Source organism: Stenotrophomonas nitritireducens, from assembly GCF_001700965.1.
Taxonomy (GTDB): domain Bacteria; phylum Pseudomonadota; class Gammaproteobacteria; order Xanthomonadales; family Xanthomonadaceae; genus Stenotrophomonas; species Stenotrophomonas nitritireducens_A.
In genome coordinates this window covers 3,216,345-3,233,908 of sequence record NZ_CP016756.1, presented here as the reverse complement: position 1 = coordinate 3,233,908, position 17,564 = coordinate 3,216,345, and the positions used below count along the sequence as shown (strand labels likewise).

Sequence of the window (17,564 nt, the reverse complement as noted above, 5' to 3'; positions counted from 1 at the left end):
GCCCCCATGCAGTCGATGCGGCAAGCTAGCGGCCGTTTTCCCCCGAATGCGAACCGCGTGCGCCGAGCTCTCCGCCTGCTTCCCCTGCCCTTGGGCATTGCCATCTGCCTGCCCGCCTGGGCTGACGAGAAGCCGGTGAACTGGGGCCTATGCCCGGCCACCGACACCTTGCCGGCCTTTGACGAGGCACCACCTGTCGATCCCGCGGCGGCCGCCAACCGCGAGCAGCTGCCGACCGATATCGAAGGCAACGAGCTCACCGGCACCAGCACCGTGCCGCAATACCAGGGCAACGTGCTGCTCAAGCGTGGCGACCAGTTCATGGGCGCCGACACCCTGCGCATGGACACCGAAACCGGCAACTACATCGCCGAAGGCAATGTCCGTTATTCGGATTCATCGATCCGCATGGTGGCCGAGCGCGCCGAGGGCAACCAGGAAACCGATTCGCACAAGATCAGCGATATCCGCTACCAGCTGGTATCCCGCCGCGGCAATGGCTCGGCCGACTCGGTGGACCTGCAGGGTTCGACCGGGCAGATGCACCACTCCAGCTACACCACCTGCGATCCCTCGCAGCCGATCTGGAAGCTGGTGGCGCCGCAGATCGACGTCGACAACGACGAAGGCTTCGGCACCGCGCGCAACGCGGTGCTGCGCATCGGCAAGGTGCCGGTGCTGTATGCGCCCTACTTCAAGTTCCCGATCGACGACCGCCGCATGACCGGCCTGCTCTATCCCAAGCTGAGCATGTCCGGGCGCAACGGGTTCGACTACGCGCAGCCGATCTATTTCAATCTGGCGCCGAACTACGACGACACCCTGACCCCGCGTTACATGAGCAAGCGCGGGCTGATGCTCAACAACGAGTTCCGCTACCTGTACTCCGGCGGCCGTGGCCAGCTCGACACCAGTTACCTGCCGAACGACTCGCTGCGCGATCGCGATCGCAGCAGCCTGTCGTTCAACGGCTACCACAACATCGACAAGCACTGGCAGGCGCGCGCCAACCTGGCCTGGGTCAGCGACGAACGTTACGTCGAGGACTTCGCCAACCGCCTCAACGGCATCACCGCCTCCAACATGCAGAGCACTGCTGGCCTGTACGGCACCGGCCGCGCCTGGACCGCCGGCATCATGGCCGACGAGTGGCAGCTGACCGATTACACGCTGACCGAAGCGTCGCTGCCTTACAGCCGCCAACCGCGTCTATTCGCCACCTGGGACGAGACCTTCGGCCGCTGGTTTGAAGCCGGCGTATATGCCGAAGCGGTGCGTTTCACCCACGATGATATCCGCTACAAGACGCAGGATGCCGATGGCGAATACATCCGGACCGGCGATGTTGCCAAGGTGTACGGTGGTTCCCGCCTGGACATCAAGCCCTACATCTCGATGCCGCTGGGCGGCGCGTCCTGGTACATCACCCCGACCCTGGCCTGGCGCTACACCGCCTATGACCTGGAACGCGGACTGGCCGATGACATCCGCGCCCAGCAGCTGCGGGCCGCCGGCATCGACCCGGCCACCGCCACTCCGGAGCAGCTGCGCGGCAATACCTCGCCGACCCGCAGCATGCCCATCGCCAGCCTCGACATGGGCCTGTTCTTCGACCGCGAGACCACGCTGGGGGGCAAGTCTTACCTGAACACGCTGGAGCCGCGCCTGTTCTACCTGAACACGCCGTATCGCGACCAGTCGGATCTGCCGCTGTTCGACACCCGCGCCTTCACCTTCAGCTGGGGCCAGCTGTTCCGCGACTCGCGCTTCACCGGCGCCGACCGCCAGAACGATGCCAACCAGCTGACCGCGGCGCTGACCACGCGCCTGATCCGCCAGGCCGATGGCCGCGAAAAGCTCTCCGCCAGCATTGGCCAGATCACCTATTTCGAAGACTCCCGGGTCACCGTCAACCCCGGCGACCCGGTGGTTGCCGAAAGCAAGTCCGCCTGGGTGGCCGACCTCAACTGGGCGCTGACCGACCGCTGGACCCTCGGCTCCACCTACCAGTGGAATCCCAAGTTCCGCAAGGAAGACCTGGCCAGCGTGCGTGCGCGCTACCTGCTGCCCGACGACGGCGTGATCAACCTGAGCTACCGCTACCGCGGCAACCCGACCACCGGCCAGGAACAGCTCAAGCAGGCGGACTTCTCCTTCCTGTACCCGATCAACCCGCGCTGGAGCATCGTCGGCCGCTATTACTACTCCATGCTCGACAGCAAGCCGCTGGAAATCATTGGTGGCGTGCAGTGGGACAGCTGCTGCCTGGCCGTGCGCGCACTGGCCCGCCGTTACGTCAAAAACCGCGAAGGTGACCTCAACAATTCGTTCCAGATCGAGTTCGTGCTCAAGGGCCTGAGCTCGGTTGGACAGGACACGGACCGCACCTTGCGCCGTGCTATTCTCGGCTACAACCGAGACGACCTCTACCTCGTTCCGCCAAGCAACATCGAAGCGAACGACGACGACTACGATCCCAACCAGATTCCATGACCAAGACCCTTCCTGCAGTTCTCGCCACCTTGCTGGCGTTCTCCGGCGTTGCCGCCCCGGCTGTTGCACAGCAGACGCAACCGCTGGATCGCATCGCCGCCGTCGTTGACGAGGGCGTGATCCTGCAGAGCGAACTGCAGCGTGCGGTTGCCAACATCAAGAGCCAGTACGCCGGCCGCGAGGCCCAGTTGCCGCCTGACGCGGTGCTGGAACGGCAGGTGCTCGAGCGCCTGGTGCTGGTCAAGCTGCAGGTGGCACGCGCCGACGGCAGTGGCATCCGCGTCAGCGACGAGGAACTGAACCACGCCATCAGCAGCATCGCCCAGCAGAACGGCACCACGGTCGATGGCCTGCGCCAGCGCCTGACCCAGGACGGCATCGGTTTCTCCGACTTCCGCAACTCGGTGCGCGAGGAAATCATCACCCAGCGCCTGCGTCAGAGCTTCGCGCAGAGCCGCATCAGCGTCAGCGAAGGTGAAGTGGATGCCGCACTGGCCCAGCAGAACGCCGGCGGTGCCCAGTTCCATCTGGCACATATCCTGATCGCACTGCCGGAAGGCGCCAGCGCCGAGCAGATCGCCACCGGCCAGAGCAAGGTCGACGGCGTCAAGGGCCTGCTGGACAAGGGCGAGCTGGACTTCTCCGCTGCCGCCGTCCGCTACTCGGACAGCCCCAACGCGCTGGAAGGCGGCGACCTGGGCTGGCGCAGTGCCGACGAAATCCCCAATGCGTTCGCCAACCAGATCAAGACCATGAAGGCCGGCGACGTGCTTGGCCCGATCCGTGGCCCGAGCGGCTTCCAGCTGCTCAAGCTGGTGGAAGTGCGTGACGGCAACGCCGGCGGCGACGGCCAGAAGGTCACCGAATACCACGCCCGCCACATCCTGGTGCGGGTCACCGACCAGGTCGATGATGCCGCCGCCAAGGCCAAGATCGAGACCCTGCGTGCACGCATCAACGGCGGTGCCGACTTCCAGGCCGTGGCCAAGGAGTCCTCCGACGACACCAACAGCCGTGGCCAGGGCGGTGACCTGGGCTGGTTCCCGGCCGATGCGTTTGGTCCGGAGTTCGGCAAGCAGGTTGAAGGCCTGGCCGACAACGGCGTAGGCACCCCGTTCCGCACCGACGCCGGCTGGCACATCGTGCAGCGCGTGGGTTCGCGCCAGACCGACGTCAGCGACAACAACAAGCGTGCGCAGATCCGTGAACAGATCGGCCGCCGCAAGCTGGACGACGAGTACAACCGCTTCCTGCAGGAGCTGCGTGGCGAAGCCTACGTCAGCTTCCGCAGCGGTGACCGTGCCGAAGGCAACGCAGATTCAGCCAGTACTCCGGCAAGTACGCCAGCCAGCACGCCGGCTGAACCGGCCAAGCCCTGATCCATGGCTGCCCAGCTCGCTCTGGTTCCGGGCGAGCCCTCCGGGATCGGCCCGGAACTTTGCATACGTCTTGCCCAACAGCCGCGCAGTGACTGCCGGCTGTTGGCGTTTGCGGACCCCGATACCCTGCAGGCCGCCGCCCGCGCGCTGAATCTGCCGCTGCAGCTGCTGCCTGAACACGCACACGCCCGCCACCCCGGCGACCTGCGTCTGCGTGAAGTCCGCAACGCCACGCCCTCCCGGTTCGGCCAGGCCGACCCCCGCAACGCGCGGGCGGTGATCGATGCCCTGCTCGGCGCCGGCCAGGCCTGCCTGGATGGCAGCCTCGACGGCGTGGTCACCGGCCCGGTGCACAAGGCGGTGATCAACCAGGGCGGCATCGCCTATAGCGGCACCACCGAGCTGCTGGCCAACCAGGCCGGTGTCGAGGTGGTGATGATGCTGGCCAATGACATCGTGCGCGTCGCGCTGGCCACCACCCACCTGCCGCTGCGCGAGGTTGCCGATGCCATCAGCGCCGACAGCCTACGCAAGGTCATCTACACCATCCACAGCGCCCTGCGCCGCGACTTCGGTCTGGCCGCGCCGCGCATTGCCGTGCTCGGGCTGAACCCGCATGCCGGTGAAGACGGGCATCTGGGCCGCGAAGAGCTGGACCTGATCATCCCGCTGCTCGAGCAGCTGCGCGGCGAAGGCCTGGATCTGATCGGGCCGCTCCCGGCCGATACCGCCTTCCTGCCGGCCAAACTGGCCGGATTCGACGCGGTGCTGGCGATGTACCACGACCAAGGCCTGCCGGTGCTCAAATACAGCGGCTTCGAGCAGGCCACAAACATCACCCTGGGCCTGCCCTACCCGCGCGTCGCGGTAGACCATGGCACCGCCCTGGACCTGGCCGGCAAGGGCTTGGCCGACCCTTCCAGCCTGCTGGCTGCCACCGCTTTATGCGCGCAGCTGGCTGCACAACGTAAAATCACCGCATGAATTCAGATTATTCCCCGCGCACCGGCTTCACCGCCCCGGCCAAGAAGCAGCTGGGCCAGCACTTTCTGGCGGACAAGTACTACGTCGAGAAGATCGTGCTGGCGGTTGACCCCAAGGGCGACGACCGTCTGGTCGAGATCGGCCCGGGTCAGGGCGCCATCACGTTCCCGCTGCTGCGCCGCCACCCCAGGCTGACCGTGATCGAGTTCGATCGCGACCTGATCGCGCCGCTGACCGAAGCCGCCGCCCCGCTGGGCGAGCTGACCATCGTCCACAGCGACGTGCTGCGGGTGAACTTCACCGAGCTGGCCGCCGGCGGCACCATCCGCCTGGTAGGCAACCTGCCCTACAACATCTCCTCGCCGATCCTGTTCCATGCACTGGACCACGCCGCCGCGATCTCGGACATGACCTTCATGCTGCAGAAGGAAGTGGTCGACCGCATGGCCGCCGGCCCGGGCAGCAAGGTCTACGGCCGCCTGAGCGTGATGCTGCAGGCGTTCTGCGAGGTACGCGCACTGTTCGTGGTGCCGCCGGGCGCGTTCCGGCCGCCGCCGAAGGTGGATTCGGCCGTGGTGCGGCTGGTGCCGCGTGATCCGGCCACGGTGGGCATCAACGACCGCAAGCGCTTTGCCGACGTGGTCAGGGCCGCCTTCGGCCAGCGCCGCAAGACGCTGCGCAATGCGCTCAACGGCGTCATCGACCAGGCACAGTTCGAAGCTGCCGGCGTACGCAGCGATGCCCGCGCCGAACAGCTGGAAGTTGCCGATTTCATCAGGCTTGCCAACCTGCCGCACGAATAAGCGCAGCACACACGCAAACCGATCACCCGCTTTTGCTTACACTCCCCCCATGGAAGACACCCGCCACTATGCGATCGAGATCGAGGTCTCGCCTCGTTTCATCGACGACCAGTCGGCCCCTGAAGACGGGCGCTTTGCGTTCGCCTACACGATCCGCATCCACAACCGCGGCACCATGCCGGCCCGGCTGATCAGCCGCCACTGGCGCATCACCGACGGTGAAGGCCGGGTCGAGCACGTTGATGGCGAAGGCGTGGTGGGCGAGCAACCACGGCTGCGCCCCGGCGAAGAATTCCGTTACACCTCCGGGGTGATGCTCGGCACCGAGCGCGGCACCATGCAAGGGCACTACGACATGATCGCCGACGACGGCACCGAGTTTGCCGCGCCGATCGCGCCGTTCGTGCTGGCCATTCCCAGGACGCTGCACTGATGGCGACCTGGGCAATCGGCGACCTGCAGGGCTGCTACGACGTCACCCAGCGGCTGCTGGAGAAAATCAACTTCGACCCGGCTGCGGACAAACTGTGGTTTGCCGGTGACCTGGTCAACCGTGGCGGGCAATCGCTGGAGACGCTGCGGCTGGTGCATTCACTGCGCGAGCACAGCGTTACCGTGCTCGGCAACCACGACCTGTCGTTGCTGGCCATCGGTGCGCGCAGCGAAGAGGAACAGCGCAAGGTCAACCCGGACCTGCAGCGCATCGTGCTGGCCGAGGACCGCGACGTACTGCTGGATTGGCTGCGCCTGCAGAAGCTGGTGCACGTGGACCGCGAACTGGGCTGGATGATGTTCCATGCCGGTCTGGCCCCCAAGTGGACCGTGGCGCTGGCCGAAAAGCATGCCCGCGAAGTCGAACAGCAGCTGCATGGCAACGGCTACCGCAAACTGTTCCGCAACATGTACGGCGACAAGCCGGCCTGGTCGCCGGGCCTGAGTGGCTATGACCGCTCGCGCGCCATCATCAACATCTTCACCCGCATGCGTTACTGCACCCCGAGTGGGCGTATCGGCATGGAAGACAAGGGCACGCCCGGCACCCAGCCGCAGGGCATGTACCCCTGGTTTGAAGTACCGGGGCGGGTCGAGCGCGAACTGAAGATGGTCTGCGGCCATTGGTCGGCGCTGGGCCTGACCATCACCCAGGGCGTGCACGCCATCGATACCGGTGCAGTCTGGGGCGGCAAGCTCACCGCCCTGCAGTTGGACAGTGAAGACCTGCGCGTGGTGCAGGTTCCGGGCCGCGATGTGCCGGCACCGGTGCCGGGCCAGCACCCACCGCGCAGGCCACGGACCGAAGCAAAAACGGAAGCCAAGCCAGAGCCCAAACCCGAAACCCGCAGCGGCGAGCAACGCCGTCGCCCGCGTCGCCACCGCCCGCGCGGCAGGAACGGCAACAACAGCACGCCCACGCCCGACAACAACGGGCCGGCCGCATGACTCGCTGGCCATCAGCCTTGCTGCTGATGGCCAGCGCATTGCTTGCTGGCTGCCGTCCGCAAAGCGAAGGCAGCGATACTGCTCCGCAAGCACAATCCCAGCCCGAACCGGCCACTGCGCCGCGCGCTTCGCCGCCGCTGGTTGCGGCCGCCCGCACACAGATCGGAATCACCACCCGCTACGACCCGGCGTACTTTTCCCTGCGCTATCCCAATGGCGACCCGCCATCGGATCGCGGCGTCTGCACCGATGTGGTGATCCGCGCCCTGCGCACGCAGCAGCTGGATCTGCAGCAGCGCATCCACGAAGACATGCGTGGGGATTTCGCTGCCTATCCGCAGTTATGGGGCCTGTCGCGGCCAGACCGGAACATCGACCACCGCCGCGTCCCCAACCAGATGCGCTGGTTCCAGCGCCAAGGCTGGGAGCTACCTATCAGCACCCGCGCAGACGACTACGCCGCCGGGGACATCGTGGCCTGGAAGCTCAATGGCAACGGCCTGCTGCACGTGGGCATCGTCTCGGATCGGCGACTGGCCGACGGCACGCCGCTGGTACTGCACAATATTGTGCAGGGCACGCAGGAGCAGGACCTGCTGTTCCGGCACACGATCATTGGGCATTACCGGATGCCGGGATGATTGTTGGGGTTGGGGTTCAGTGAAGCGCTGGGAGCTGAGAGCAACGAGCTACAAGCTACAAGCTACCCCTCCCCAGCCCGTCCGGCCCGAAGGCATAGCCTTCGGGCCGGACGGGCTGGGGAGGGGTAAGCTTTGAGCTTCAGCTCGAAACCGGCTCAGCGCCGCACGTAATGCACGAACCGGAAAGAGAACGCATGCCGCTCATCGGCTGCATGCACCTGACTATCCACTTCGCGCCACAACGCCGGATCAACCTCCGGGAAATGCGTATCGGCCACCACCTCGGTATCCACCAAGGTCAGGTACAGATCGGTGGCCTGATCCATCAGCAGGCGATAGATCTCGCCGCCGCCGATCACGCACAACTCATCAGCACCTTCGCCGCCGGCAATCGCGCGCGCCTCATCCAGCGAAGCCACCGCCTGCATGCCGGCAAACGGCACCTGGCCGCTGCGGGTCAACACCAGGTTGGCCCGCCCCGGCAGCGCGCGTCCCAGCGACTGCGCGGTCTTGCGCCCCATCACAATGGGCTTGCCCAAGGTCAGCGCCTTGAAGTGCTTGAAGTCATCCGGCAGATGCCACGGCATCGCATTGTCATGGCCAATGCCGTGATTACGATCCAGTGCGGCGATCATCGACAGCTTCATTTTCCCGCTCACACCGCCACCGGCGCCTTGATGGCCGGATGCGGATCGTAGCCATCGATGCGGATGTCATCGAACTGGAAGCCGAACAGGTCGGTCACGTCCGGGTTCAACCACAGTTTGGGCAGCGCGCGCGGCGTGCGTGACAGCTGTTCGCGTGCCTGTTCGTAGTGGTTGGAATAGATGTGCGCATCGCCCAGCGTGTGCACGAAATCACCCACGCCCAGGCCCGTGGCCTGCGCCACCATGTGCGTCAACAAGGCATAGCTGGCGATGTTGAACGGCACGCCGAGGAAGATGTCACCGCTGCGCTGGTACAACTGGCAGCTGAGCTTGCCGTCGACCACATAGAACTGGAACAGGTTGTGGCAGGGCATCAACGCCATCTGCGACAGCTCGCCCACGTTCCAGGCGCTGACCACCAGCCGCCGCGAATCGGGATTGCGCTTGATTTCTTCCACCAGCCACTGCATCTGGTCGATTTCGCGGCCATCGGCGGTAGCCCAGCTGCGCCATTGCTTGCCATACACCGGGCCGAGATCGCCATTGGCATCGGCCCACTCGTCCCAGATGTTGACCTTGTTGTCCTTCAGGTAGGCGATATTGGTATCGCCCTTCAGGAACCACAACAGCTCATGGATGATCGAGCGCAGGTGCAGCTTCTTGGTGGTGACCAGCGGGAAACCCTGGTTGAGGTCGAAGCGCATCTGCCAACCAAACACGCTGCGCGTGCCGGTGCCGGTGCGGTCCGATTTCTCGGTACCGTGCTCCATCACATGCTGCAGCAGATCCAGATATTGCTTCATGCCTTCTTCTCTTCCAGTGGGAGCACCGGCTGCAATACCGGCGCACGCCGCGACATTGCCAGCAGCACCAAGCCCAGCACGATCAACGGCAGGCTCAGGATCTGGCCACGGGTCAACCAGTCGAACGCGACATAGATGCCGTTGTCGGGCATGCGCACGAACTCGACCAGGAAGCGGAAACAACCGTACATCAGCGCGAACAGGCCGGACACCGCATAACGCGGGCGCGGCTTCATCGAGTAGAACCACAGCACCAGGAACATCACCAGGCCTTCCAGCAGCGCTTCATACAGCTGCGAGGGGTGGCGTGCGTATTGGGTGAGCAGGCCGGCAGCGTAATCCTGCTGGATCTGCGCAGCGGACAGCAGCTGCTCCATCGCCGGCAAGCCGGCCGGGATGTCCTTCAGCGGCGAATGCGGGAACACCACGCCCCAACCGCCATTGGTGAACTTGCCATACAGCTCACCACCAATGAAGTTGCCAAGGCGGCCGAAGCCCAGGCCCAGCGGCACCAGCGGCGCGACGAAGTCGATGGTGTCGAAGAAATGCAGTTTGTACTTGCGCGTCCACCAAGCGCCGGCGATCAGCACACCGAGCAGGCCACCGTGGAAACTCATGCCGCCTTCCCAGACCCGCAGCAGGATCAGCGGATTGTTGAGGAAATCGGCAGTGGCGTAGAACAGCATGTAGCCGATGCGTCCGCCCAGCACCACGCCCAGCATCGCGTAGAACAGCAGGTCGGAGAAGCCGTTCATGTCCACGCCCGGCAGGCGCCCGGCAAGAATGCGCGAGCGGCCCAACCACCAGGCGGCGGCGAAGCCGAGCAGGTACATGATGCCGTACCAGTGCACATCGATCGGCCCCAGCGAGAAAGCGATGGGATCTATGTCATGTAGAAAGAGCATGTGTGCACTGTCAGGCGAACCAGTCCCTATTCTCGGGGTAGCAGCCCTTGCCACTCAACCCATGGTTCAGCCGAAGACCTGCGGGCGGTCAGGCAGCTCGTTGCGCTGACGCCCCGCCGGATCAGGCGGAAAGTGCATGGCCAGCAACTGTGAGACCTCTTCCACTGCCGCCAATACCGCCGCCTCCTGGCTGTTTCCGTTCAGCTGCTGACGCAGGTGGTCGCAGATAAGTTGCCATTGCGCGGCATCCACGCGCGCCTGCAGGCCTCGGTCGGCCACGATTTCGATGGCATGGTCGGCCAGCAACAGGTAGATCAGCACCCCGTTGTTGGCTTCGGTATCCCAGGTACGCAGCAAGGCGAATGCATGTTCGGCTCTGGCGCGTGCGGTGGTGCCCTTCCACAGCAAGGTCAGCGGCAGATCGGATTCCACCGCGAACATCACCTGCCCGCCGTGCAGGCGCTCGCCGTCGGCAATGGCGTGGGCGATCCGGTCCAGGCTGGGTTCCGGGAATGCGGTATGCGCGGAGGGAGCAAAGAAATGTCGTAACCAGCGCATCACCAGCTCCCCGAGGCGCCACCGCCTCCCGAACGCCCACCACCACCGCCCCAACCACCGCCTCCGCCGAAGCCTCCACCGCCTCCGCCAAAACCTCCGCCTCCGCCTCCGAAGCCGCCTCCGCCGCCCCAGCCACCGCCGCTGGCAAAACCACCGCTGGAGCCCCTGGCGAAGGAAAACACGAACGCCACCAGCGCAGCCAGGCCGCCACCGAACACAGACAACAGCAACCAACCGCCGGCACCGGCAACCAGCCCGGCGACCAGACCACGTATCGGCCGTGGCAGCTTGGCCAGCAACACGCGCATGAAGGTGGCGGCAACCACACCAATCATGATCGCGAACATGAAGATCGAATCCCCGCCGCCGCTGCCACCACCATCACGGTTGCTGCTGACCGGCGCCGGCAGCTCCTCGCCATCGATGATCCTGACCAGCACCCCGCTGGCGGCGGTGATGCCACCGGCGTAATCGTTCTGGCGGAAATGCGGCACCAGGTATTCCTGGATCACCCGGTTGGCGATGGCATCGGGGATGGCACCTTCCAGACCGTAACCGGGCTCGATCCGCACCCGTCGGTCATCCTTGGCCACCAGCAGCAGCACGCCGTCATCAACGCCCTTGCGGCCGATCGCCCACTGGTCGAAGACCCGCGTGCTGTACTGGGCGATGTCCTCGGGCTGGGTGGTCGGCACGATCAGCACCTGCAGCTGAGCACCCTTGCGCTGCTGCAGGGCCAGCGCCTGTTGTTCCAGCGCCTGCTTCTGCGCCGCACCGAGGGTGCCGGTGGTATCGACCACCGGCGAATCCAGCGGCGGAATCGGCGCCAGTTGTTGAGCCTGCAACTCGCCCGCCCAGCCCAGGCCGAGCAGGCACAGCAACAGGCCAAAGCGCTGCAGCATCGCGCTCATCGCGCGCTGCTCACTGTGCCGGTGCGGGCTGCGGCGGCGTCTGCTGCGGCACGGCCGGCTGGGTACCAAAGCTCACGGTCGGCGGCTGGGCGATCTGCGCCTCGTTGTCGACGGTGAAGTTGGGCTTGGCCGCATAGCCGAACATCTTGGCGGTGATCACCTGCGGGAACGAGCGGATGTAGGTGTTGTAGTCCTGCACCAGCTGGATGTAGCGGCCGCGGGCCACGGTGATGCGGTTCTCGGTGCCTTCCAGCTGCGCCTGCAGGTCACGGAAGTTCTGGTCCGACTTCAGCGTCGGGTAGTTCTCGCTGACCACCAGCAAGCGCGACAGCGCACTGCCCAGCTCGCCTTGGGCCTGCTGGAACTGCTTGAGCGAATCGGCATCGTCGGCGTTGACCTGGATCTGCCCGACCTTGGAACGAGCGTTGGTGACCTCGGTCAGCACCTGCCGCTCCTGCTGGGCGTAGCCCTGCACGGTATTGACCAGGTTGGGGATCAGATCGGCGCGGCGCTTGTACTGGTTGACCACCTCGGACCAACCGGCCTTGACCGCCTCGTCCTTCTGCTGGATGGCGTTGTAGCCACAGCCGGAAATGGAAATCACCGCAATGACAAGCAACATCAGGCGAAGGTACTGGCGCATGGGTCGGACCCTGGATGGCGGGAATGCCGAGCATGCCACGTTGCCTGTTCAAGGTATGCAAAGACCGGTGAACCGCCAAAGTTCCTGGACCAGGCGGTTGTGGGAACGGCGTCAGCCGCGAAGCCGGCCATCCGTCAGGTTGGAGGCATCCCGCAACTACAGCTGCACCGGCTTCGCAGCTGACGCCGCTCCTACAAAAGACAAAGGACAAAAAGACGAAGGGCCGGCAGAGCCGGCCCTTCGGGTCCTGTCAGCGGCCGACAATGCCGGCCCACTGGACGCTTACCAGTTGTCCGAACCCGGAACGTGGTGCGCCTTGGCGTTGCGGCGCATCAGCAGGTTCAGCCACTCCACCAGCACCGAGAAACCCATCGCCGCATAGATGTAGGGCTTGGGCACGTGCACGTCCAGGCCGTCCAGCACCAGCACCGCACCGACCAGCAGGATGAAGGCCAGCGCCAGCAGCTTCACGGTCGGGTTGGCATCGATGAAGCGGCCCAGCGGGTTGGCCGCCAGCAGCATCACCGCCACCGACAGCAGCACCGCACAGACCATCACCGGCACGTGGTCGGCAATGCCGACGGCGGTGATCACCGAGTCCAGCGAGAACACGATGTCGATCACCGCGATCTGCGCGATCACCATGCCGAAGCTGGCGGTCGCCTTGGTGGTGGTCGGGTCGGCGTCTTCGCCACCACTGACCAGCTCACGGATTTCCTTGATGCCCTTGTAGAGCAGGAACAAACCGCCCACCACCAGCACCATGTCACGGATGGAAATACCCATGCCGGCCACGGTGAACAGGTTGTTCTCCATGTGCGCCAGGTAGGCCAGCGAGATCAGCAGCATGATGCGGGTGATACAGGCCACCGCGATGCCGACCCGACGCGCCATCGGGCGATTTTCTTCCGGCAGGCGGCCTACCGCGATGGAGATGAAGACCAGGTTGTCGATACCGAGCACGATTTCCAGTGCGCTGAGCATGAACAGGGTGAGCCAGACGTTCGGGTCGGCAAGAAACTCAAAAGACATGCGATCAATCCTTCAATAAAACCATTACGTCACCGCCAACCGGCGGCTGACTTGTCAAAAAACACGCGGCAGCAGGATCAGGCTCCAGCACAGCAACACGTTCATCATCAGCACGAATACCGCCGCCGAGCCCATGTCCTTGGCGCGGCCGGCCAGCACGTGGTACTCCGGGCCATAGCGTTCGATCACCGCTTCAATGGCCGAATTGGCCAGCTCCATGGCGATCACCAGCAGCATCGAGCCGATCAGCAGCACCTGCTCCACCGGGCCGTGGCCCAGCCATAGCGCCACCGGCGCCAGCAGCACAAACAGGCACACTTCCAGCCGGAACGAGGATTCATGCAGCCAGGCCGCGCACAGGCCCTGCCAGGACCATTTGGCGGCCTTGAGGATGCGCGCCGGACCGCGCGGCATATGCCCGATTTCGTCAGCCATGGGACACCTTGCCAGCTGCGCGATCACGGCCGAACGACAGCGTGGAGCCTGAATAACCCCTCATGGAATGACACCGGTAGCGTGGAATTAGCCGCCAATTTTGCCACATCTGGCCGTTGCTTACCGCCAGCCCGGCCTGGACCCGGGCCTCAGCGGTAGTGCAGGGTCGCGGTGGTGCCCTGCCCTTCATGGCTGTCCAGCTCGATCCGCCAGCCGCAACGTTCGCACAGCCGGCGGACGATCGGCAGGCCCAGCCCCACGCCCTGCTCACGGCCGCCCTCGGCGCGGTAGAACGGTTCGAAAATACGCGCCAGCGCTTCGCGGCTCATGCCGATGCCGGTATCGCGGACCACCACCCGGCCGGCCGTCACCTGTACCTCCACCTCGCCGGCATCGGTGTACAGGCAGGCGTTGCGCAGCAGGTTGGCCACCACCACATGCATCACCCGCGGCGGCGCCATCAGCATCTGGCCGCCTTCGATCCGCACCCGCAGCTGCACCGGCTTGCCCTGCAGCAGCTCCTCGACGTTGGCCGCCTCGTAGCGCACCACCTCGCCCACATCGAACAGCTCCGACTGTGGCTCCACGTCCACTTCCCGGGCCAGCAACAGAAAAGCGTCGATGACCGCCTCCATGTCGCGCCCGGCCCGCTGGATGCGCTGCAGGCTGCGTTGCAGCCGCGGAGTCAGGCCGGAATCGGTCAAGGCCATGTCACTGGCCATGCGGATCACGGTCAGCGGGGTGCGCAGCTCATGGCTGGCGTCCCGGGTGAAATCGCGTTCGCGGGCGACATGCGCGGTGACCTTTCCGGCCATGCGATGCAGCGCCAGCGCCAATTGCCGGGTCTCGCCCTGTACCTCGGGCGGCAGGCGGTCCGGCGCCAGCTCGGAGGCGTCGGGATGACGTGGGTCCCACAGCGACACCTTCCGTGCCAGCCAACTCACCGGCGCAACCAGCCGCCAGGAGGCACGGTAGGTCATCCAGGACACCGCGTGGATGGTCAACAGCACCAGCAGCACGCCGGACCAGAACACCACCCGATACAGCGGTACGCGCTGGAACACCAGATACAGACGTTCGCCGGCCTGCTGGTCGACCAGCACCAGTTGATCGAAGGCCAGCAGTTCATGGAAACCCGGTTGCAGCACGCGCAGGGGCTCGGGAAGCGCGTCCTGCCCCTGCCCGGCCGGCTGCAGATAGCCGCGGATGTTGTAGGTATTGGGGGGGGCCAGGCCCGGGCTCAGCGCGCGTTGCTGCCAGTAGTACTGCGCTTCATTGTGCAGAACGGCATTGAGCAAACCGTACTTGAGCACCAGCGCCATCAGATAGCCGCCCAGCAGCACGGCCAGACTCGCCAGCAGCGCCTGCACGATGAATGCCTTCCTGATCTTGCGCGGTAAACCGTACGGCATGCGCCCCCCTCGAAGCCCGCGTGATTATAGGGACTGAACCGACGCTGCCGCAGCAATACCTGGCAGGAAAAAAAACCGCCGCGACCCATGTCCTGCGGCGGTTTTTCCAGTCCAGCTACCCAACACGCGGCCGCCGCTCAGCCCATTGACTGGCCGATGTCGGCGATCCGGTAGCCCGCACTCTGCACGGTGTGCAGCAACGGCCGATCAAATGGCTTGTCGATGATCTTGCGCAGGTTGTACAGGTGGCTGCGCAAGGTGTCCGAATCGGGCAGGCCATTGCCCCAGATCTCGCGCTCGATCTCCTGCCGGGTCACCACGCGTGGCGATTCGCGCATCAGGATGGTGAGCAGGCGCAGGCCAATCGGCGAGAGCTGCAGCTCGCTGCCGGCGCGGGTGGCGCGCATGCTTACCGGGTCCAGCACCAGATCGGCCACCTTCAGCACCTCGGCACCCACCTGGCGGCGCTCGCGTCGGATCAGGGCACGCAGGCGCGCCTCCAGTTCCTGGATCGCGAACGGCTTGGTCAGGTAGTCATCGGCACCGTAGCCCAAGCCGGTGAGCTTGTCGTCCAGGGTGTCGCGCGCGGTGAGCATCAGCACCGGGGTGGATTTGCGGGCTTCGTTGCGCAGGCGCCGGCACACCTCGATGCCGTCCAACCGCGGCAGCATCAGGTCCAGCACCACAACGTCGTAACTGTTCTCGGCGGCGAGCCGGTAGCCGTCAAGGCCATCGGCTGCGTAATCCACCTCGAACCCCTTGCCTTCCAGATATTCGCCAATCATCTCGGAAATATTGCGGTTGTCCTCGACGACCAGTACCAATCCGGACGATTCCTTTGTCTGTCGCATGGAGCCTCCTTAGTCTTCAGCTTTGTGAAAGATGCCGTACTCCTGGTGGACTCCGTGTGAAGACGCGTACCCTCATCACAACGGTTTCATCTGCAACTTGTTTTCAGCCCTGCAGGTTCCGCAGCGCCGGGCCTATGCTAACGGCCCGCATCGATGAATCTGGCTATGGTCGCCCCGTCCTTTACCGCCTATCTGTACCCGGTACTGCTGCTGGTTGCCAGCAATGTGTTCATGACCGTGGCCTGGTATGGCCACCTGAAGTTCAAGACCGCGCCACTGATGACGGTGATCCTGGTCAGCTGGGGCATCGCGTTCTTCGAATATTGCCTGCAGGTGCCGGGCAACCGCATGGGCAGCGCGGTGTACTCGGCGCCGCAGCTCAAGGGCATGCAGGAAGTGATTACCCTGGTGGTGTTCGCAGTGTTTTCTGCCACCTATCTGGGGCAACCGCTGAAGTGGAACCACTGGGCGGCGTTCGCGCTGATCCTGCTGGCCGCCCTGCTGATGTTCAAGGAGTAAGGCCGGCGCGTCTTCCCACGACGGATGTGGGAGCGGCATCAGCCGCGAAGCCGGCATCAATGAAGTCGCGGCTCTATCGGCGACCTGATCGATCATCAGCTTCGCGGCTGACGCCGCTCCTACATAAATCCCGCAAGCTCAAACAGGCGCCAATTTATTTGGCCGGCTCCACGAACTGCGCGAACACCGCGTCGATCTTGCCGGTATCCAGCGCTGCGCCGCCTTGAATTTCTTCGGCCTGCTGGAACAGCGGCATGATCATCGCCATGCCATCGAGCTTGGTCTTCAGGTGCACGCCCGGCGCCTGGCCGAGGAAGCCCTGCCAACGCTGGCGCACCTGCGCCCAGAACGGCGCGGTGGCCGCCCAGTAAGTACGGGCCCGCGTGAAATCCACGTCCGTGGTCTTGATGTAATCGTTGAAACCGAACTCGCGTGCAATCTCCACCTGGCTGCCGTCGGCATTGCGCTGCACCTTGGTATTGAACTGCTCGTGGGTCCAACCGTTCGGCGTGAGCGTGTGCTGGTTCACCACCGCCAGCGCGTTGTAATCGCTGCGGCGGGTGTATTCACGGCGCGGCAGCGGCCGCCAGCTCAGGTCGCTGGTCCAGGTCGGTACGTTGTTGTTGTAGCTCCAGCGGCCGGTGCCACAGTAACGCGGGGCGTCGCTGACTTCGTAGACGCATTGCGTCCAGGCGCCCTGATTGAGCGCAGCCGGGATGGCGCGCACCGTCCAGGTCTGGTCAGCGCTGAACTCGAAACGTTGCGCCGCTTCATAGACCCAGTCCTGCCGCCAATGCTTGGTGACATGGCCGCTTTTGGTATCGACCAGCAGGTGTTGCAGCACGATGCGGCGCGGCGTGTCTTCAACCACGATGACCACTTCGTCACCGCCGCTCCGCATCGCCGCTGCACGCTCGTAGCCGGGCTTGAGCAGCACGGTCTCGTCGAAGGCGAAATCCACCGTGTACTCGCCTTGCATCTTCAGGATGCTGTCGTGGTCACGGGCGACATCGGCAGCGGTGGCGGTGCTGGCAAGCAACAGCAGTGGCAGGCTGGCATAAAGCAGCTTCATGGGATTTCCTTGAACGTGTGAAAGGGTGGCCATCCA

Annotated in this window: 19 protein-coding genes; 8 read left to right on the top strand and 11 right to left on the bottom strand. The window is 64.8% G+C overall.

Going from position 1 to position 17,564, the window contains the following annotated elements; genetic code table 11:
• Window positions 1–57 precede the first annotated feature (57 nt).
• The 7 genes from lptD to BCV67_RS13525 are packed head-to-tail and all read left to right on the top strand — an operon-like array spanning window position 58 to window position 7,740.
• Window positions 58–2,493, top strand: coding sequence for an LPS-assembly protein LptD (gene lptD, locus BCV67_RS13555; protein ID WP_062171749.1), 2,436 nt, complete (start codon window positions 58–60; stop codon window positions 2,491–2,493).
• The gene (locus BCV67_RS13550) at window positions 2,490–3,872 is read left to right on the top strand and encodes a peptidylprolyl isomerase (protein WP_062169173.1); all 1,383 of its coding nucleotides are present in this window, start codon (window positions 2,490–2,492) and stop codon (window positions 3,870–3,872) included. The genes lptD and BCV67_RS13550 overlap by 4 nt, the downstream gene beginning before the upstream one ends.
• A 3-nt stretch (window positions 3,873–3,875) precedes the next feature.
• Window positions 3,876–4,856 (top strand): 4-hydroxythreonine-4-phosphate dehydrogenase PdxA, encoded by a 981-nt coding sequence (pdxA, locus tag BCV67_RS13545; protein WP_062169174.1) that lies wholly within the window; start codon window positions 3,876–3,878, stop codon window positions 4,854–4,856.
• Window positions 4,853–5,659 (top strand): 16S rRNA (adenine(1518)-N(6)/adenine(1519)-N(6))-dimethyltransferase RsmA, encoded by an 807-nt coding sequence (gene rsmA, locus BCV67_RS13540; protein ID WP_062169175.1) that lies wholly within the window; start codon window positions 4,853–4,855, stop codon window positions 5,657–5,659. The genes pdxA and rsmA overlap by 4 nt, the downstream gene beginning before the upstream one ends.
• A gap of 49 nt (window positions 5,660–5,708) precedes the next feature.
• Window positions 5,709–6,092 (top strand): Co2+/Mg2+ efflux protein ApaG, encoded by a 384-nt coding sequence (gene apaG, locus BCV67_RS13535; protein WP_062169176.1) that lies wholly within the window; start codon window positions 5,709–5,711, stop codon window positions 6,090–6,092.
• On the top strand, window positions 6,092–7,099 hold the full coding sequence (locus BCV67_RS13530) for a symmetrical bis(5'-nucleosyl)-tetraphosphatase (protein ID WP_062169177.1): 1,008 nt from the start codon (window positions 6,092–6,094) through the stop codon (window positions 7,097–7,099). The genes apaG and BCV67_RS13530 overlap by 1 nt, the downstream gene beginning before the upstream one ends.
• Window positions 7,096–7,740, top strand: coding sequence for a DUF1287 domain-containing protein (locus tag BCV67_RS13525; RefSeq protein ID WP_062169178.1), 645 nt, complete (start codon window positions 7,096–7,098; stop codon window positions 7,738–7,740). Before BCV67_RS13530 ends, BCV67_RS13525 begins: the two co-directional genes overlap by 4 nt.
• A gap of 155 nt (window positions 7,741–7,895) precedes the next feature.
• Here BCV67_RS13525 and BCV67_RS13520 read toward each other — a convergent pair whose 3' ends face one another.
• From BCV67_RS13520 to BCV67_RS13475, 10 genes are all read right to left on the bottom strand, one after another.
• Window positions 7,896–8,387 (bottom strand): dihydrofolate reductase, encoded by a 492-nt coding sequence (locus BCV67_RS13520; RefSeq protein WP_062169179.1) that lies wholly within the window; start codon window positions 8,385–8,387, stop codon window positions 7,896–7,898.
• An 8-nt stretch (window positions 8,388–8,395) separates the two neighbouring features.
• Window positions 8,396–9,190, bottom strand: coding sequence for a thymidylate synthase (locus BCV67_RS13515; RefSeq protein WP_062169181.1), 795 nt, complete (start codon window positions 9,188–9,190; stop codon window positions 8,396–8,398).
• Complete coding sequence (gene lgt / locus BCV67_RS13510) at window positions 9,187–10,095, bottom strand: prolipoprotein diacylglyceryl transferase (RefSeq protein WP_062169183.1); 909 nt, start codon at window positions 10,093–10,095, stop codon at window positions 9,187–9,189. The genes BCV67_RS13515 and lgt overlap by 4 nt, the downstream gene beginning before the upstream one ends.
• Before the next feature lie 66 nt (window positions 10,096–10,161).
• Window positions 10,162–10,653, bottom strand: a complete 492-nt coding sequence (locus tag BCV67_RS13505; RefSeq protein WP_062169185.1) for a TPM domain-containing protein — start codon at window positions 10,651–10,653, stop codon at window positions 10,162–10,164.
• On the bottom strand, window positions 10,653–11,564 hold the full coding sequence (locus tag BCV67_RS13500; RefSeq protein WP_156455864.1) for a TPM domain-containing protein: 912 nt from the start codon (window positions 11,562–11,564) through the stop codon (window positions 10,653–10,655). Before BCV67_RS13500 ends, BCV67_RS13505 begins: the two co-directional genes overlap by 1 nt.
• A gap of 10 nt (window positions 11,565–11,574) precedes the next feature.
• Window positions 11,575–12,207 (bottom strand): LemA family protein, encoded by a 633-nt coding sequence (locus BCV67_RS13495; RefSeq protein WP_062169187.1) that lies wholly within the window; start codon window positions 12,205–12,207, stop codon window positions 11,575–11,577.
• A 282-nt stretch (window positions 12,208–12,489) separates the two neighbouring features.
• Window positions 12,490–13,239, bottom strand: coding sequence for a TerC family protein (locus tag BCV67_RS13490; protein ID WP_062169189.1), 750 nt, complete (start codon window positions 13,237–13,239; stop codon window positions 12,490–12,492).
• A 54-nt stretch (window positions 13,240–13,293) separates the two neighbouring features.
• Window positions 13,294–13,674 (bottom strand): diacylglycerol kinase, encoded by a 381-nt coding sequence (locus BCV67_RS13485; protein ID WP_062169190.1) that lies wholly within the window; start codon window positions 13,672–13,674, stop codon window positions 13,294–13,296.
• A gap of 149 nt (window positions 13,675–13,823) precedes the next feature.
• Window positions 13,824–15,086, bottom strand: a complete 1,263-nt coding sequence (locus BCV67_RS13480; protein ID WP_065868129.1) for a sensor histidine kinase — start codon at window positions 15,084–15,086, stop codon at window positions 13,824–13,826.
• 137 nt (window positions 15,087–15,223) lie between these two features.
• Window positions 15,224–15,937: a response regulator transcription factor gene (locus BCV67_RS13475; protein WP_057630720.1), complete on the bottom strand. Its 714-nt coding sequence runs from the start codon at window positions 15,935–15,937 to the stop codon at window positions 15,224–15,226.
• 165 nt (window positions 15,938–16,102) lie between these two features.
• On the opposite strand from BCV67_RS13475, the gene BCV67_RS13470 reads away from it, so the two are divergent.
• Window positions 16,103–16,456, top strand: a complete 354-nt coding sequence (locus BCV67_RS13470) for a DMT family protein (RefSeq protein ID WP_062171756.1) — start codon at window positions 16,103–16,105, stop codon at window positions 16,454–16,456.
• Window positions 16,457–16,610: 154 nt separating this feature from the next.
• Here the strand turns inward: BCV67_RS13470 and BCV67_RS13465 are convergent, their stop codons facing one another.
• Window positions 16,611–17,528, bottom strand: coding sequence for a DUF6607 family protein (locus tag BCV67_RS13465; RefSeq protein WP_062169193.1), 918 nt, complete (start codon window positions 17,526–17,528; stop codon window positions 16,611–16,613).
• Window positions 17,529–17,564 lie beyond the last annotated feature (36 nt).

Bases quoted from the DNA above. Each gene is read 5' to 3' on its own strand.
- BCV67_RS13550 (WP_062169173.1), top strand. From the start codon at position 2,490: ATGACCAAGACCCTTCCTGCAGTTCTCGCCACCTTGCTGGCGTTCTCC.
- pdxA (WP_062169174.1), top strand. From the start codon at position 3,876: ATGGCTGCCCAGCTCGCTCTGGTTCCGGGCGAGCCCTCCGGGATCGGC.
- rsmA (WP_062169175.1), top strand. From the start codon at position 4,853: ATGAATTCAGATTATTCCCCGCGCACCGGCTTCACCGCCCCGGCCAAG.
- apaG (WP_062169176.1), top strand. From the start codon at position 5,709: ATGGAAGACACCCGCCACTATGCGATCGAGATCGAGGTCTCGCCTCGT.
- BCV67_RS13530 (WP_062169177.1), top strand. From the start codon at position 6,092: ATGGCGACCTGGGCAATCGGCGACCTGCAGGGCTGCTACGACGTCACC.
- BCV67_RS13525 (WP_062169178.1), top strand. From the start codon at position 7,096: ATGACTCGCTGGCCATCAGCCTTGCTGCTGATGGCCAGCGCATTGCTT.
- BCV67_RS13520 (WP_062169179.1), bottom strand. From the start codon at position 8,387: ATGAAGCTGTCGATGATCGCCGCACTGGATCGTAATCACGGCATTGGC.
- BCV67_RS13515 (WP_062169181.1), bottom strand. From the start codon at position 9,190: ATGAAGCAATATCTGGATCTGCTGCAGCATGTGATGGAGCACGGTACC.
- lgt (WP_062169183.1), bottom strand. From the start codon at position 10,095: ATGCTCTTTCTACATGACATAGATCCCATCGCTTTCTCGCTGGGGCCG.
- BCV67_RS13505 (WP_062169185.1), bottom strand. From the start codon at position 10,653: ATGCGCTGGTTACGACATTTCTTTGCTCCCTCCGCGCATACCGCATTC.
- BCV67_RS13500 (WP_156455864.1), bottom strand. From the start codon at position 11,564: ATGAGCGCGATGCTGCAGCGCTTTGGCCTGTTGCTGTGCCTGCTCGGC.
- BCV67_RS13495 (WP_062169187.1), bottom strand. From the start codon at position 12,207: ATGCGCCAGTACCTTCGCCTGATGTTGCTTGTCATTGCGGTGATTTCC.
- BCV67_RS13490 (WP_062169189.1), bottom strand. From the start codon at position 13,239: ATGTCTTTTGAGTTTCTTGCCGACCCGAACGTCTGGCTCACCCTGTTC.
- BCV67_RS13485 (WP_062169190.1), bottom strand. From the start codon at position 13,674: ATGGCTGACGAAATCGGGCATATGCCGCGCGGTCCGGCGCGCATCCTC.
- BCV67_RS13480 (WP_065868129.1), bottom strand. From the start codon at position 15,086: ATGCCGTACGGTTTACCGCGCAAGATCAGGAAGGCATTCATCGTGCAG.
- BCV67_RS13475 (WP_057630720.1), bottom strand. From the start codon at position 15,937: ATGCGACAGACAAAGGAATCGTCCGGATTGGTACTGGTCGTCGAGGAC.
- BCV67_RS13470 (WP_062171756.1), top strand. From the start codon at position 16,103: ATGGTCGCCCCGTCCTTTACCGCCTATCTGTACCCGGTACTGCTGCTG.
- BCV67_RS13465 (WP_062169193.1), bottom strand. From the start codon at position 17,528: ATGAAGCTGCTTTATGCCAGCCTGCCACTGCTGTTGCTTGCCAGCACC.